Annotated in this window: 13 protein-coding genes; all 13 read right to left on the reverse strand. The window is 65.6% G+C overall.

Going from position 1 to position 14780, the window contains the following annotated elements; all coding sequences use genetic code 11:
- Positions 1-59: 59 nt before the first annotated feature.
- The 13 genes from DC347_RS04615 to dop all read right to left on the reverse strand — a co-directional run bounded on the left by DC347_RS04615 (position 60) and on the right by dop (position 14745).
- Positions 60-1709 (reverse strand): amidohydrolase, encoded by a 1650-nt coding sequence (locus DC347_RS04615; protein ID WP_109044589.1) that lies wholly within the window; start codon positions 1707-1709, stop codon positions 60-62.
- 57 nt (positions 1710-1766) lie between these two features.
- A complete protein-coding gene (locus DC347_RS04620; protein ID WP_109044590.1) occupies positions 1767-4691 on the reverse strand; it encodes an RNA helicase in 2925 nt (974 codons plus the stop codon).
- 20 nt (positions 4692-4711) lie between these two features.
- The gene (gene tatC, locus DC347_RS04625; RefSeq protein WP_018761352.1) at positions 4712-5506 is read right to left on the reverse strand and encodes a twin-arginine translocase subunit TatC; all 795 of its coding nucleotides are present in this window, start codon (positions 5504-5506) and stop codon (positions 4712-4714) included.
- 48 nt (positions 5507-5554) lie between these two features.
- On the reverse strand, positions 5555-5827 hold the full coding sequence (gene tatA / locus DC347_RS04630; RefSeq protein ID WP_109044591.1) for a Sec-independent protein translocase subunit TatA: 273 nt from the start codon (positions 5825-5827) through the stop codon (positions 5555-5557).
- 32 nt (positions 5828-5859) lie between these two features.
- Entirely contained in the window at positions 5860-6207 is a 348-nt protein-coding gene (locus DC347_RS04635) for a hypothetical protein (protein WP_018761350.1), read from the reverse strand.
- A 9-nt stretch (positions 6208-6216) separates the two neighbouring features.
- The gene (locus DC347_RS04640; RefSeq protein ID WP_109044592.1) at positions 6217-8202 is read right to left on the reverse strand and encodes a YafY family protein; all 1986 of its coding nucleotides are present in this window, start codon (positions 8200-8202) and stop codon (positions 6217-6219) included.
- A 103-nt stretch (positions 8203-8305) separates the two neighbouring features.
- A complete protein-coding gene (locus DC347_RS04645; protein ID WP_018761348.1) occupies positions 8306-8701 on the reverse strand; it encodes an FKBP-type peptidyl-prolyl cis-trans isomerase in 396 nt (131 codons plus the stop codon).
- Positions 8702-8767: 66 nt separating this feature from the next.
- A complete protein-coding gene (locus DC347_RS04650) occupies positions 8768-9736 on the reverse strand; it encodes an FKBP-type peptidyl-prolyl cis-trans isomerase (RefSeq protein WP_018761347.1) in 969 nt (322 codons plus the stop codon).
- Between the two features lie 113 nt (positions 9737-9849).
- Positions 9850-11214 (reverse strand): Pup--protein ligase, encoded by a 1365-nt coding sequence (gene pafA / locus DC347_RS04655; RefSeq protein WP_018761346.1) that lies wholly within the window; start codon positions 11212-11214, stop codon positions 9850-9852.
- A gap of 9 nt (positions 11215-11223) precedes the next feature.
- On the reverse strand, positions 11224-11934 hold the full coding sequence (gene prcA / locus DC347_RS04660; protein WP_018761345.1) for a proteasome subunit alpha: 711 nt from the start codon (positions 11932-11934) through the stop codon (positions 11224-11226).
- A gap of 1 nt (position 11935) precedes the next feature.
- Positions 11936-12757, reverse strand: coding sequence for a proteasome subunit beta (prcB, locus tag DC347_RS04665; protein ID WP_018761344.1), 822 nt, complete (start codon positions 12755-12757; stop codon positions 11936-11938).
- Positions 12758-12837: 80 nt separating this feature from the next.
- Complete coding sequence (locus DC347_RS04670; RefSeq protein ID WP_018761343.1) at positions 12838-13041, reverse strand: ubiquitin-like protein Pup; 204 nt, start codon at positions 13039-13041, stop codon at positions 12838-12840.
- A gap of 84 nt (positions 13042-13125) precedes the next feature.
- Positions 13126-14745 (reverse strand): depupylase/deamidase Dop, encoded by a 1620-nt coding sequence (gene dop / locus DC347_RS04675; RefSeq protein WP_206073886.1) that lies wholly within the window; start codon positions 14743-14745, stop codon positions 13126-13128.
- Positions 14746-14780 lie beyond the last annotated feature (35 nt).

Genomic DNA, 14780 nt, shown 5'->3' on the forward strand with positions numbered 1-14780 from the left:
GGTGCCGGGCTGGCCGGCGGTGGGCGCAACTACCCATTATAGGGCGGTAGAAACCTGGCTCAGGAACGCAAGGCCGGGCTGGCAAACAGTTCGGCTCCGTCTTTCACGGTTTGGAGGCACACGGGATCCGAACCCGTGTCCAGCGCCGGCAGCAGCGGGGTCCTGGCACGCGGATCCGTACTCCATGATTGGACCCGGCCGTCAGCCACCTGGACCATCAGTTCTTCCACCTCCCATACGGCGAAACTTGCCGGGGCTCCGGGGACGAGTTGCCCGGCCATCGGGTTGGTGTGCCGGGCGGCCCTCCAGCCGGCGCGGGTGTGGCCCAGGAACGCGGCACGTGCGGAAATTCTTTCGCCCTCGTTGTGGTGCTCCACGCACGCGCGGACACTGGACCAAGGACGCAGCGGGGTCACCGGGCTGTCGCTGCCAAAGCAGACTGGGACCCCTGCTGAGTAGAACGAGGCGAACGGATTCATGGACCGGCTCCGCTCCCCCAGTCGTTGCTCGTAAAGCCCGCCGGGTCCGCCCCAGGCTGCGTCGAACGCCGGTTGGGCGCTCACAGTCACCGAATAGGAAGCCAGTTTTTCGACGGCGGCGGCATCCACCATTTCAACATGCTCGAAGCGGTGGCCGGCGGCACGCACCCGCTGTGCGCCGACCACTTGGGCGGCACGGTCGAGCGCCTCCAGGGCAACGTCCAGCCCGGCGTCTCCAATCACGTGGAAACCGCCTTGGATACCGGCCAGAGAACAGGCGGCGAGATGGGCTGCGGTCTGCTCGACGTCCAGGTACGCAGCGCCGCGCTCGTGGCCCGCGTCGCTGTAACCGGCCCGCAGGGCGGCAGTCCGGGAGCCAATCGATCCGTCAATATTCAGGTCCCCGGCGAGCCCGCGGATGCCACCGCCGAACTGCGCAACGAGGGCGCGGGCCTGCTCCTCGGAAGATACCGCCTCGCCCCAGTACGGCAGGATTTCGGGAACCGGCCGGGCCGATGCATCCTGTGCGTTCCATGCGACGGCGCTCTTGAGATCGTCCAGGCCGCCGATGTGGGGCGCCCCCATCTCGGCGAGGGCGACGTACCCGTTGGCGGCAGCCTCGGCCAGGGCGCGGGCCTGGTGCTGCTTCAGGGCCCCGGCCGGCAGCTTCCGTGTGGCCAGCCGCGCTGCGGCGTGGGCTGCCCGGATGACCCTGGCTCCGCCGTCGAACCCGTCCTGGCCCTGAAGGGCCGCGGACCGGGCAAGCGACGGTGAGACGAGCGCCGAGTGCACGTCAACCCTGGAAAGGTAGACCGGCCGGCCTCCGGCCGCCCGCTCCAATTCGTCCGCCGTGGGCAGCGTGGGGTCCGCCCATGTGGTCTCATCCCAGCCGTGCCCCAACACCGTGCCTTCGCCCTTAGCGCCGGCGACGGCGTCCAGGAGCTCCCGGGCAGACATTGCTGAGCCGAGTTGCAGGGAGTCCAGGGCGATGCCGGTTTCCGTCAGGTGCATGTGCGAGTCCACGAAGCCCGGTGCCACCAGTGCGCCGCGGAGGTCGATGACCTCCATCGAGCTGTCGGCGATGGACGCAGCCGCCTGTTCAGAACCAACCCAGGCGACGGTGTCGCCATCCACCAGCATGGCTGTCGCGAATGGGTCCGCAGCGGTGTAGACGGATCCGTTGCGGTACAGGACCGGAGCGGGGCGGGACGTGGCAGCGGGATTGGGCATGGTGGGCAGGACTCCTGGGGTGTGAACAGGCCGACGCCGGCCGGCGGGGTAGAAAGGTCAGAGAACAGACGAGTAAGCGACGACGCCGCGGCGGATCAGGGTGATGGCTTCAACGCACAGCCGGGACAGGCGTGGATCAAGGCCGGGAATTTTGGCCAGTTGGTCAAGCAGGTCCACAACCTGCTTGACCCAACGGACGAAGTCGCCGGCGGCGAGGTCCGTCCCGCTCAGGACATCCTGCAGATGCCGTCCCCGGGCCCACTTGTACAGCGGCCAGACGAGTCCAAGTTCGGGTTCGCCGGTCAGCGGAAGCTTGTTCTCCTCCTCCACGTCCTCCAGGGCGGACCACTCCCTGACCACGATGTCCACGGAGGTCTCCAGCGAGACGCTGGGCATCCGTGGCCGCAGTCCCCGGTCCTCCCGCTTGGCCTGGTACACCAGGACGCTGGCCAGCGCTGCCACCTCTGTGGCGTCAAGGTCGTCGAAGGCACCCAGCCGCAGGGACTGGGAGATGAGCAGGTCCTTCTCGCCGTAGATCCGGCGCAGCCGCTGCCCGTCGGGACTGATGACAAGCCGGCCGTCTCCCGTGTCTTCCAGGTAGCCGTAAGCGGACAACACGTCGCAGACCCGGTCGAAGGTTTTGGCGATGGTATTGGTACGGCCCTGGATCTGCCGGACCAGGCCATCCGTTTCCCGCCGCAGCTTCCACCAGCGCTCGGACCACCGCGCGTGGTCTTCCCGTTCGCTGCACCCGTGGCAGGGGTGCGCCCGGAGGGCACGCCGGAGATCGGCAATGCGCTTTTCCTGGTTGGGCAGCGCCGCTCCGCGGCCGAAGTCGTGGTTCCGGTTCTGGCCGGGCGCGGGTGGGCGGTTCTCCCGCAGCGCATTCCGCGCCGAGGAGGCGAGGTCCCGGCGTGACTTGGGCACCTTGGCGTTGAAGGACTTGGGGATCCGGATCCTGGTTACGGGCGCGATGGGACCCTCAAGGTCGTCCGTGCCGATCCGCCGGAGCTGGTTGTCCAGCGTGAGGACGGCCGGCCGCGGTTCGCGGCTGCCGTGGTCGGAACTGAGGACGACGGCGGGTCCTGGCGCGCGTCCACCCGGAACGTTGACCACGTCTCCGGGCAGCAACCGGGCCAGCGAGTCGTCGCTCAGCGACTTCTGCACACGGGACTTGGTCCGGGACGTGGCGTTCTCGGCGTCCGACAATTCCCTCCGCAGCCGGGCGTACTCGGTGAAGTCGCCCAGGTGGCAGGTCATGGATTTGGCGTAACCGGCAAGGGATTCTTCCCTGCTTCGGACCTGCCTGGCGAGACCCACCACGGAGCGGTCGGCCTGGAACTGGGCAAAGGACGATTCGAGGATTTCGCGGGCCCGGGACCGGCCAAACTGTGCAAGCAGGTTGATGCTCATGTTGTAGGTGGGCCGGAAACTCGAGTTCAGCGGGTAGGTGCGCCGGGAGGCGAGGCCGGCGACCGCCGTCGGGTCCGTCCCGGGCTGCCACAGCACCACGGCGTGGCCTTCGACGTCGATGCCGCGCCGGCCGGCGCGGCCGGTGAGCTGGGTGTATTCGCCCGCGGTGATGTCCACGTGGGCCTCACCGTTGAACTTGTCCAGCTTCTCCAGCACCACCGAACGCGCGGGCATGTTCACGCCGAGGGCAAGGGTCTCCGTGGCGAAGACGGCTTTGACCAGTCCGTCGGCAAAGAGTTTCTCCACCACCTCTTTGAAAGTGGGCAGCATTCCGGCGTGATGGGCAGCGAAACCCCTGAGCAGTCCGTCGCGCCAGGTCCAAAAGCCCAGGACATCAAGGTCGTCCGGTGGGATGTCCTGCCCGGCTTCGTCTACCCGCTGCGCGATGATCCGCTGTTCGGTCTCCGTGGTAAGCCACAGGCCGGATGCGACGCATTGGGCGACTGCCCCCTCACACCCGGCACGGGAAAAGATGAAGGTGATGGCCGGCAGGAGGTCCATCCGGTCGAGGCTGGCGATCACCTGGGGGCGGCTGGCCCTGCGCACCCCTGCGGGTTCGCTGCCACGGACCGGGCGGTCATCGCCGCGCCGGCCGCGCTGGCCGCGCTTTCCCGGTCCCTGCCGGCTCCGGAAGCTTTGCTGGATTTCGCGGCGTGCCACATCAAGCAGTTCAGGGTTGACGTCAAAGCCGCGGCCCTTGGCGTCTTCGCGGGGTTTGGCCTGCGCGGGCGCCTCATCGATTCCGTCCCCACCGGGCGGGGCGATCTCGTCGAAGGTGGTTTCGCCGGCGAACAGGTCCATGATCCGGCGGCCCACCATGACGTGCTGCCATAACGGTACCGGCCGGTGCTCAGAGACAATGATGTCTGTGTCGCCGCGCACGGTGTCCAGCCACGCCCCGAATTCTTCGGCATTGGAGACGGTGGCGCTCAACGAAGCTACCTGGACCTCGCTGGGCAGATGGATGATGACTTCTTCCCAGACCGCCCCGCGGAACCGGTCGGCCAGGTAGTGCACTTCGTCCATGACCACGTAGCCAAGGTCGCCAAGCGTGGCAGAGTCGGCATACAGCATGTTCCGGAGGACCTCGGTGGTCATCACCACCACCTGCGCGTCGCCGTTGATGCTGGTGTCGCCGGTAAGGAGCCCCACGTTGTCCGCGCCGTACTTCGCGGCGAGCTCGCTGAATTTCTGGTTGCTGAGCGCCTTGATGGGCGTGGTGTAGAACGCCTTCAGGCCACGTTGCAGGGCCAGGTAGATGGCAAACTCGCCAACGATGGTTTTGCCCGCGCCGGTGGGGGCCGCCACCAGGACTCCCCTGCCTTCCTGCAGTGAACGGCAGGCCTGCCGCTGGAAGTCGTCAAGCTCGAACTCGAGGGTTCCGGAAAACTGTCCCAGGTACGTGGCGGCTTCAGCCCTGCGTTCGGCGCTGGCACGGTACCTTTCAGCGGGAGACAGTTCTTCTGAATCGGTGGGCCCGGTGGAGAACGGCCCGGTGTTGGAAGACATATCCCAAGCCTAGCGGCAGGCTAGAGCTTCTTGAGTTCACTGCTCGGGGTGGCTACGTCTGCGGTGGCCTCGGTTTCGGCAACCTGCTTGGCCTGGCGGCGGTCACGCCGCTTGTCATTCATGATGCAGATCCCAATGGCGGCAAAGAACAGCGCCAGCAGGGGCCCGGCGAGCATGAACATCGAGATGGCATCCGCGCCCGGGGCGGCGATAGCTGCCAGGACGAAGACGAGGAACACCGTGATGCGCCACGCTTTGAGGATGGTGCGGCCGGACACAAGGCCTGCCATATTGACGCCGACCAGGACCACCGGAACCAGGAACGCCAGGCCCAGCATCAGCACCATGCGCGTGACGAATTCGATGTAGGTGCGTGCATCGATCACACTTGAGGAGCCTGCGGGGGTGAATTGCGTCAGCGCATGCACCACCTGGGGAACCACCAGCCACCCCACCCAAATGCCGGCAAGGAACAGCGGGATGGCGGCGGCCATGTAGCCCAGGGTGTAGCGGCGTTCCTTGGACGTCAGGCCGGGAGTGATAAACGCCCACAGCTGGTAGATCCAGATCGGGCTGGAGATCACTGCCCCAATGAGGAGCGACATCTGGAGCTTGAAGTCAAAGGGTGAGGCGATGGTCCCGAAGTTGATGGCGGCCAGGCCGCCGGTTTCATCGGAGATCCTGTTGACCGGCTCGGCCAGCGCCTTCAACAGCGGATCGTAAAGTATCCAGCCCCCAATGCCGCCGATAACGACGCCGATGGCCGACTTGATCAGCCGGTTCTTCAGCTCCTTGAGGTGCTCCCAGAGGGACATCCGTCCCTCTGGGTTGGCTTTACGGGCCCGCGACAGTGCCACGGGAGGTCAGGCGCGGGTCGACGGCGGAACGTCAGTGCCGTCTGTCGGCTCACCGGGCTTCGCCTTGGGATGGTTCACGATGGTGCCTTCCACCGGCCCGGAGGGCTCGGGGGGCTCGGCTTTTCCGTCGTTCTTCATTTCCTTTACCTCGGATTTGATAATCCGCATTGACTGGCCCAGGCTGCGGGCCATGGCCGGAAGCTTGGGGGCGGCGAAAAGAAGCAAAGCTACGACGATGATAATGACGATTGGCCAGGGGCCATCAAAGAGTCTTCCCACGGGAAATCCTTTCCTCTAAATACATCCTACTTCTATGTGAAGTCGAGATCTCCGAACGCCTGCGGCTGGCCCCGGTCCTTTTTGCGCTGCACTCGACGGCGGCGGCGTTCTTCCTGCCTGGCCGATTTGGATGCCTCGTAATCATGTCTCATGACAGCGGGCGAGGCAAAAACGGCCGAACCTGGCGCGACACCTAATGGAGCGGCGGGCTCCTCCGGCAACCCGGCCGGACCCAGGCTTCCCAGCCTGGCGGCAGCCTCGCTGAGGTCCCTTACCGTAGCCATGAACTGGCGGTAAAGGCGGATGCCCAACAGGACATAGAACAGCAGGGACACCGCAACAAGCGCTATCCATATCAGGATCCAGGACCACCAAGGCATGCTGGAAGTCTATCCGCCGTAGGTTGCCAGCGACGCCGCGAGCCACTCGCTTGCCGCCGCGGCAAGTTCCGCCGGCGCCAGGATCCTGGCCGTGCCCCCGTGCTGGGCCACGAACATGGGCAGCCACGCAGTGCTGCCAAACCTGATCTCGGCCACCAGGCCGCCGTCGGGCAATTCCGCGGTGCGCTCCGCGTAATAGTCGTCCGCCAGGCCCCTCCCCTGCCGGGTGAGCTGGATGATCACTGTGGTGTCGTCGTCGTTGGGGGTGAAGAGTTTGGCGGGCACGCCGCCGCCGGGCGTGGCGTGGCGGCCTGCAGGTGCGCCGTTGGGGTGCACCTCCTGCATTCGGTCCAGGCGGAAGTTCCGAAGTCCTGACACGCTGTGGCACCAGGCTTCGAAATACCAGGTGTTGTCCAGCGAATAGAGCCGTAGGGGGTCGACATCCCGGATCGTGACCGCGTCCCGCTGGGGCGAGAGGTAGGTCAGCCGCAGCTGGGAGCGGGTTTCAATGGCCTGCCGGATGGTGGCATGGGTGTCGGCGTCTGCTGGTGCCACCTGGGGCCCGGCAATGGAGGCCGCCTGGAGGCCTTCCTCACCGGCTGCGGCGAGCAGCTTGAGGGTGACCGATTCCAGTGCACCGCCGCCGGGCAGGTCGGGCAGGCCGTTGAGCGTTTCGAGGCCCGTCAGCAGTGCGCAGGCTTCCTCCACGGTGAATCGGACGGGACGCTTCAAGTCCAGATCCTGGGAAATGAAGACGTGGCCGTCTTCCCATTGGATATCAAGCAGGTCATCCGGGTAACCCTCGGGCAGCCCGGAGCAGATGAGGATCTGGAGATCAGCCTCCAGTTCCTCGCGGGTGATCCCGAAATGCTTTGCGACATCCTGGATGTGCAGGCCCTGGTTGTGGACCAGGAAAGGGACCAGTTGGAGCATGCGCTTGAGCTGGTCCTCGGAGGTCCGCTTGCGGGCGGCCCGGGCGTGGACGTCGACGAACGTGTAGGCGGGGATGGGTGCGGCGCTGAAGGCGGCGGCGGCCCTAAGCCGGCGGCGCACGGCAGCGGCGAGGTCTTCCGGGTCCACCACCAGCGCGTCCGGCCCGTAGGAGGCGAGTTCCTCGGCAAGCACTTCCGGATCCCGGTATTCCAGGACAAGCCGGTCAAAGCCGTCGGCGGGCGGTCCGCCCGGCACCTGCGTTGCGGCGGCTCCGGCACGGCTCCGCAAGGCGAGGAGGCGCCCCTTCCTGACGTCCACGACGGCGGCGCGCAGCGGCAGTTCAGGCAGCCGGTCCAATGCGGCGCGGATACTGAAGTCCGCGGGCGGGGCGTACTGGTCTTTGCTTAGTACCGTGACGGCGCTGGTGAACCGGGAAAGACGGAAATGCCGGGGCGCGTTGCGGATGCGGTCCTTCCCCATCAGGTACCACTGGCCAAAGCGGCTGCCAAGGCCCCAGGGTTCCACCACCCGTTCTTCCTCCTTGCCGGTGCTGCCGGCCAGGTAGGTGAAGCTGACCGGATGCCGGGCATGCATGGCGGTGACGATGTCATCAAAGGCTTGTCCGGCGGGCTTGATCCGGGGTTGGACACCGGCGGGCAGTTCAACGTCCGCCAGCTGTCCGGAGGCCTGGATTTTGCGAAGTGCGCTCTGGGCCGCCGCGCCCAGGGCCGCCCGCTCCCAGAGCTGCGAGGCGAGCAGCAGGACGGTCCATTCTTCTGGTGCCAGCTGGACGTCGGGGAGCCTGTTGGATTCCTTGCCGATCCGGTAGCGCGTGGTGGCGGGGTCGTCTTCGCTCCAGCCGGTGTCCGTGAGGGTCTCGACGTCGAAGCCCATCGCCCGCAGGTCGTTTTTGTCGCGCTCGAACATCCGTCCAAATGCAACGTCGTTGCCGGAGGCGTCGTGGTAGACCTTCTCCCGCAGTTCACTGCGCCGCAGCCCATAGCGGGTATTCAGGAGCGCGATCAACAGGTTGAGGAGTCGTTCAGTGCGGGATACGGACACCTTGGCTACGTTACTAAACTCCTCCGCCTTAAACCGAAAGCGCGGCAGCACCGGGAAACATCCCCGTGCTGCCGCGCCTGTGGTTGGTGCGGTGTGCTGAAAGTCAGCGGACCCCGACGAGGTCCACAACGAAGATCAGCGCCTCGTTGGGCTTGATCGCTCCACCGGCTCCTCGGGAGCCGTATGCCAGTTCTGAGGGGATCTCGAGGCGGCGGCGGCCGCCGACCTTCATGCCCAGCAGGCCCTGGTCCCAGCCCTGGATGACCTGGCCGACGCCGACACGGAAGTCCAGCGGTGCGCCGCGGCCCCATGAGGCGTCGAACTCTTCGCCCGTGGACCAGGCCACGCCAACATAGTGGGTGGAGACGGTGTCGCCCGCCTGGGCTTCCCGGCCGTCGCCCTCAATGATGTCGGTGATGACCAGTTCCGTGGGGACGTCGCCTTCCGGAAAATCGATCTCGGGCTTCTGGCGGTCGAATTCCCGCTGTCCAAACGACATGCTTGCTCCTCTGCGTGAGTGTACTGGTGGGTGCCGCGAAAGGATGCGGCCTCCTTGTAAGTGTTGCTACTTGACCCCGAGGATGTCCACTACGAAGACAAGGTCACCCTTCGCCTGGCCCTGGCCGGCGTCGCCATAAGCCAGGTCCTTGGGGATGACGAGCAGGACACGGGAGCCGACCGTCTTGCCGGCCAGGCCCTGGGTCCAGCCCTTGATGACACCGGTCAACGGGAAGGTTGCCGGTTGGCCGCGGTCGAAGCTGGAATCAAACTTTGTGCCGTCGGCGAGGTTGACGCCAACGTAGTTCACGGTCAGGGTGTCGGATTCCTTGACGGTGGCGCCCGTGCCCTTGATCAGGTCCTGCGATACGAGGGATGTGGGCGCGGGGGCACCCGCAACGTTGATTTCCGGCTTGCCGTCTTTTTCCGTCACGGTGGGCAGGCCGGGAGGCGGCGTCACGGTCTCGCCTTGGGGCTTGTCCAGGACGGGCGTGGAGTCGGCAGCGGAAATGACTTTGATGATCAGCAACTGGGTGGGATCAGCTGCAGCGCTCGGGCTGGGGCTGGCGCCGTCGGACGGGCTGGGGCTGGCTGACGGGGCACTTTGCTGGCCGGGGACGGCCAAGGCCAGGCTGGATCCGACCTTCGCGCCAACGAAGGCGTTGTAGATGACCGGGCTGCTGGTCTTGAGGTCGTCGGTCAGCTCGAGGCTCTCGGGCTCGCTGGGGAACGTGTCCTCCAGCTGGGATCCGTCGGTGCCGTTCAGGGCCAGGATCGAAATCTTGGCTACCTGGTTTGCCTTGACGGCGTCGCCGCTGCCTTGGGAAACGACCTTGATGGTCGGTTCAGTGACGGACAGGGGCTTGTCGAAGTCCACGCCCGGGGCCTTCTTGTCCCCGTTGTCCGTGAGTTTGAGGGAGTCGAACTTTGCAGTCTCCCCGGCGGACTGGCTGGTGGGCTCAGGCTGTGAAGCTGTGCCTCCACAGGCGGTCAGCAGCAGCAGGCCGGGAAGGAGGATTGCTAGTAGTCGGCGCACGTAGGAAACTTTCGTCGGGGCAAGATGGATACGGCATTCCGCATGGCAGCGGACAATGCCGTGGCAGGTCCCGTTAAAAGGACCTTATCCAGAATAGACCCTGAAGCTGGACGTCAGCCCATAGAGTCGAGCAGGGCATCCACGCGCTCATCCACGCTGCGGAACGGATCCTTGCAGAGAATGGTCTGGTGGGCACGGTCGTTGAGCTTCAGGTGCACCCAGTCCACCGTGTAGTCGCGGCCCAACTCCTGCGCGCGGCGGACAAAGTCGCCCCGCAGCTTGGCGCGCGTGGTTTGCGGCGGCGCGTCCACGGCTCCCTTGATGACGGTATCGTCAACGATCCGGCGCACGGCACCGCGGGACTGCAGCAAATAGTAAATGCCCCGGCTGCGGGAGATGTCGTGGTACGTCAGGTCCAGCTGGGCGATGCGTGGCGCCTCCAGGCCCAGGCCATGGCGTTCGCGGTAGTTGTCCATCAGCTTCTTCTTGATGGCCCAGTCGATTTCGGTGTCGATGCTCCTGGTATCACCGGTCTCGATCGCGTGGAGGGTCCGTTCCCACAGGTCCAGGATTACTGGAACGTGCGGGTTGTGCGCGCCATGTTCCTGGACGAAAGCGGTGACCTTGGTGAGGTACTCCTGCTGGATCTCCAGGGCGGTAAGCTGGCGGCCGTTGGCGAGCCGCACGAGTGCCCTGCCGCTGAGGTCATGGGAAATTTCGCGGATGCTCCGGATGGGGTTTTCCATCCGCATGTCGCGCATGATCACGCCTGCTTCGATCATCCGCAGGACCAGGTCCACGGTGCCCACCTTCATGAGCGCTGTGGCCTCTGACATGTTCGAATCCCCGACAATGACGTGGAGCCGACGGTAGAACTCGGCATCCGCGTGTGGCTCGTCCCGGGTGTTGATGATGGGGCGTGACCGGGTGGTTGCGGAGGATACGCCCTCCCAAATGTGGTCGGCACGCTGGGAGAACGCGTAGGTGGCTCCGTGCGGCGTCTTGAGGATCTTTCCGGCCCCTGCGATGAGCTGGCGGGTCACCAGGAAAGGGATCAGGATCTCCGCGAGGCGGGAGAATTCCCCGCGCCGCGGGATGAGGTAATTCTCGTGGCTGCCGTAGGAGTTCCCGGCGGAGTCCGTGTTGTTCTTGAACAAATAAACGGTGCCATTGAAGCCCTCCGCCGCGAGCCTGGCTTGGGCTTCGTCCACGAGGTCGTCGAGGATCAGCTCGCCCGCGCGATCGTGGGCGATCAGCTGGGCAAGGTCATCGCACTCGGCGGTGGCGTACTCGGGGTGGGATCCAACATCGAGGTAGAGCCGGGAACCGTTGGTGAGGAAAACATTGGATGAGCGTCCCCAGCTGACCACCTTCCTGAAGAGGTACCGCGCCACCTCTTCGGGAGCAAGAGGCCTCGAATCGGGGCTTGAATACGAGATCCCGAATTCGGTTTCGATACCGAAGATTCTCTTGTCCATGTGGTCCTCCTAGGCCAGCAATGCCGTAATGTCCGCGTCGTTCAGCCTGCGGAAGGCGCGCCGTGTCCCGCGGGAGCTTTCGGAACGCCTGTCCAGGACCGCCACTTCGAGGGCGCTTGCGGGCAGCGGGGTGGGCGGTTGGTCCGTGTCCGCGGCGGGGGTCAGCCCTTTCAGGGCCAGGCGGACGGCGTCGGCGAACCCCAGGGAGGCCTGCCAGCCGGCGTCGATGGCGGAGGAGACTTTCTCGGCCTGCCCACCCATGACGACGAAGCTGTGTTCGTCTGCGATCGAGCCGTCGAAGGTCAGGCGGTACAGGTGGTCGTCGGCCTGGGTGGGGCCAACCTCGGCGACGGCAAGCTCCACCTCGAAGGGCTTTTGCTCGGCGGTGAAGACTGCTCCGAGGCTTTGCGCGTACACGCTGGCCAGCCCGCGGGCGGTGACGTCCTCGCGGTCATAGGAGTAGCCGCGGACGTCGGCGTAGCGGACACCTGCCTGGCGGAGGCTTTCAAATTCGTTGTATTTCCCTACGGCTGCGAAAGCGATCTTGTCGTAAATCTCGCCGATCTTGTGCAGTGACGGGGAAGGGTTCTCGGCGACCAGCGCGATGCCGTCCGCGCAGCTGATCACTACCACCGAGCGGCCGCGGGCGATGCCCTTCCGCGCGAAGTCCGCGCGGTCCTTCATCAGCTGTTCAGGCGAGACATAGAACTGCTGCGTCATCTCAGGCCTCCCGTCCGGCGATGGTGCGGGATTCGATGATGTTCCGCGACGCGGCCGATAGTTCGGCGTCCGGAACCCGCCGGGCGCCCGTCCTGTCCACGGTATAGACCACCGGCCACAACTGCCGGACGGTATCCGGACCGCCGGTGGCGGAGTCATCATCCGCCGCGTCGTAGAGGGATTCCACGGCCACGGACAGCGCCTCGGCGGCGGTGAGGTTGGGCCGCCAAAGCTTCTTCAAGGCCCCGCGGGCGAAGACTGAACCCGAGCCCACCGTGTGGTGTTCGTGTTCCTCGTACCTGCCCCCGGTGACGTCATAGGAGAACAACCTGCCCACGTTGGCGCCAGTGTCGAAGCCGGCGAAGAGCGGTACCACTGCCAGGCCCTGCAATGCCATGGGCAGATTGCCCCTGATCATGGCGCCCAGCCGGTTTGCCTTTCCCTCAAGGCTGAGCTGGGTGCCCTCGATCTTTTCGTAGTGCTCAAGTTCAACCTGGAAGAGCCGGGTCAGGTCGATAGCAATTCCTGCGGTTCCGGCGATGCCAAGGACCGAGAAGCGGTCGGCGGGGAAAACCTTCTCAATGTGCCGGCTGGCAATGACATTGCCCATGGTGGCCCGCCGGTCGCCCGCCATCAGGACACCGTCGGTGTAGCTCATCGCTACGATCGTGGTGGCGTGGGGAACCTGCACGGGGGCAGCCGCTGACGCGCTGCCGGAGAAGGACCGGCTAAAGGGCAATAGCTCCGGCCGGTCCCGCTGCAGATGCTCGGTAAAGGACGAGGTGGCGTTGGCGGCTACCTGGTTGGCGGTTGATTCCTGCACTCATCACTCCTTGAACGTGGTACCTCAACGTCGGTACAGATTCCGGCCTGCCGCGGCTTCCGCCACCCATCGGGTCCGGGTTACTGGCCGCCCTTTTGGACGAAGGCCCGGACGAATTCTTCGGCGTTCGATTCCAGCACGCCGTCGATTTCATCCAGGAGGTCGTCCACGCCTTCGGTCGACGCCGATGCCTGCGCCTCGGGCGGTGCCGGGGGTGCCTCGGGAATGTCGTCTTCGACCTGGCTGTCACGTGACTGCGGCTGCTGTTGCTCCTGGCCTGCCATCGGTTTCCCTCCTCGTTCTTCCGGCGGATCCGGCGGATCCTCCGATATCCCCATCCTGCCACGGGACGGGCATTCCGGCGCGGTTTACGCCGCAGGCGGAGTGCTGTTGTGTCCCAGCAGTTCTCCCAGGAACGGTCCGGCTTCCCGGTAGCGCTCAAACAACGCTCCGGTCAGCTCTTTGGTTCCCCTCAAGGGCTCCCGGGTGGGCACGCGTTGGAGCCGTCCGTAACCCGGTACGTCGAAGATCACCGAATCCCAGCTGGCGCCCACGACGTCCTTGCCGAAGCTGCTGATGCACTTGCCGCGGAAGAACGCCCGCGTGTCCTCCGGAGGCTCCGCCACTGCGGCGGCGATGGCGGCGTCGTCCACCACACGCTGCATCCGGCCCCTGGCGAGCATGCGGTAGTACAGGCCTTTTTCAGGCCTGATGTCGGACCACTGCAGATCCACCAAGCCGAGCCGGGCATCACTCCATTCCAGTCCATCGCGTTGCCGGTAGCCGTCCAGCAGGGAGAGTTTCGCCAGCCACTCCACCGACCCCGCAGCCGCGGTGCGGTCGTTGTCCAGCTGCGTCAGGACGGTAGCCCACCGTTCCAGGACGTCGTGGGTGTGGCCGTCGCCATCCACGGCGTCACCCACGCCGGTGTCCTGCGCAAGTTTTGCGGCGGCCTCGTGGTACATCCACTGAAGGTCCAGCGCCGTCACCCGACGGCCGTCCAGGAGGCGCAGCTTGGCGGTCAGCGACGTATCGTGGCTGACCGTCTTGAGTGCGGTAACAGGCTCGTAGACCTCGATTTTTGGTGCCAGCCCGGCTTCGATCAGGCTGAGGACCAGGGCGGTGGTACCGAATTTGAGGTAGTTGGACACCTGGCTGAGGTTGGCATCCCCAATGATCACGTGCAGGCGCCGATACTTGTCCGCGGTGGCGTGCGGCTCGTCCCGGGTGTTGATGATGGGCCTGCGGATGGTGGTTTCCAGCCCGACTTCCGCCTCAAAAAAGTCGGCCCGCTGGCTGACCTGGAAACCGGGGACGGAACTGTCCTGGCCGAGTCCCAAGCGTCCGGCTCCGCACACCACCTGACGGCTGACGAAGAAGGGTGTCAGTCCACGGACAATGTCGCCAAATGGTACGGATCGGGGCATGAGGTAGTTTTCATGCGACCCATAGGAAACGGACTTGTTGTCGGTGTTGTTCTTGTAGAGATTGACCGGAGGAAGGGCAGGGTCCGCTGCCAGGCGCCGGACAGCGGCCAGGGCGACCAGGTCGCCCGCTGCGTCCCAGGCCACGGCATCGCGCGGGTTGGTGACCTCGGGGCTTGAGTACTCCGGGTGGGCATGGTCAACGTACAGCCGTGCCCCGTTGCCAAGGACCATGTTCATTAACAGGGACCCGGACTCGTCCTGGCCGTCGAGCTCAAGTTCCTCACGGCCGTAGGCCAACGCTACGGACTCGGCGTCAAGCACCGGTGGCTGGTCGGTCAGCTGGCTGGGATGCGCCGATCCGCGGTCCACCGTCCAGCCCCGGGCATCGTGCAGGGGTTCTTCATCCGTGTAGTCCCACCGGGTTTCCGCTCCCCCGGCGGCCCGCTGCCGGGTGACCTGGGCATAGGCCTGGACAACGCGGGCACTCATCATGGTGGCGTTGGCCGAGGGTGCCGAGGGAGCATGGATGCCGTATTCGGTTTCCGCTCCCATCACCCGCATGGCCCCGCCGGCAGGGAGGGCGTCCCCGACGGCGG

Origin of the sequence: Pseudarthrobacter sp. AG30, from assembly GCF_003116525.1 — a bacterium.
Lineage (GTDB): Bacteria > Actinomycetota > Actinomycetes > Actinomycetales > Micrococcaceae > Arthrobacter.

Coding starts and splice junctions, on each gene's coding strand:
- DC347_RS04615 (WP_109044589.1), bottom strand. CDS start 1,709: ATGCCCAATCCCGCTGCCACGTCCCGCCCCGCTCCGGTCCTGTACCGC.
- DC347_RS04620 (WP_109044590.1), bottom strand. CDS start 4,691: ATGTCTTCCAACACCGGGCCGTTCTCCACCGGGCCCACCGATTCAGAA.
- tatC (WP_018761352.1), bottom strand. CDS start 5,506: ATGTCCCTCTGGGAGCACCTCAAGGAGCTGAAGAACCGGCTGATCAAG.
- DC347_RS04635 (WP_018761350.1), bottom strand. CDS start 6,207: ATGCCTTGGTGGTCCTGGATCCTGATATGGATAGCGCTTGTTGCGGTG.
- DC347_RS04645 (WP_018761348.1), bottom strand. CDS start 8,701: ATGTCGTTTGGACAGCGGGAATTCGACCGCCAGAAGCCCGAGATCGAT.
- pafA (WP_018761346.1), bottom strand. CDS start 11,214: ATGGACAAGAGAATCTTCGGTATCGAAACCGAATTCGGGATCTCGTAT.
- prcA (WP_018761345.1), bottom strand. CDS start 11,934: ATGACGCAGCAGTTCTATGTCTCGCCTGAACAGCTGATGAAGGACCGC.
- DC347_RS04670 (WP_018761343.1), bottom strand. CDS start 13,041: ATGGCAGGCCAGGAGCAACAGCAGCCGCAGTCACGTGACAGCCAGGTC.
- dop (WP_206073886.1), bottom strand. CDS start 14,745: ATGCGGGTGATGGGAGCGGAAACCGAATACGGCATCCATGCTCCCTCG.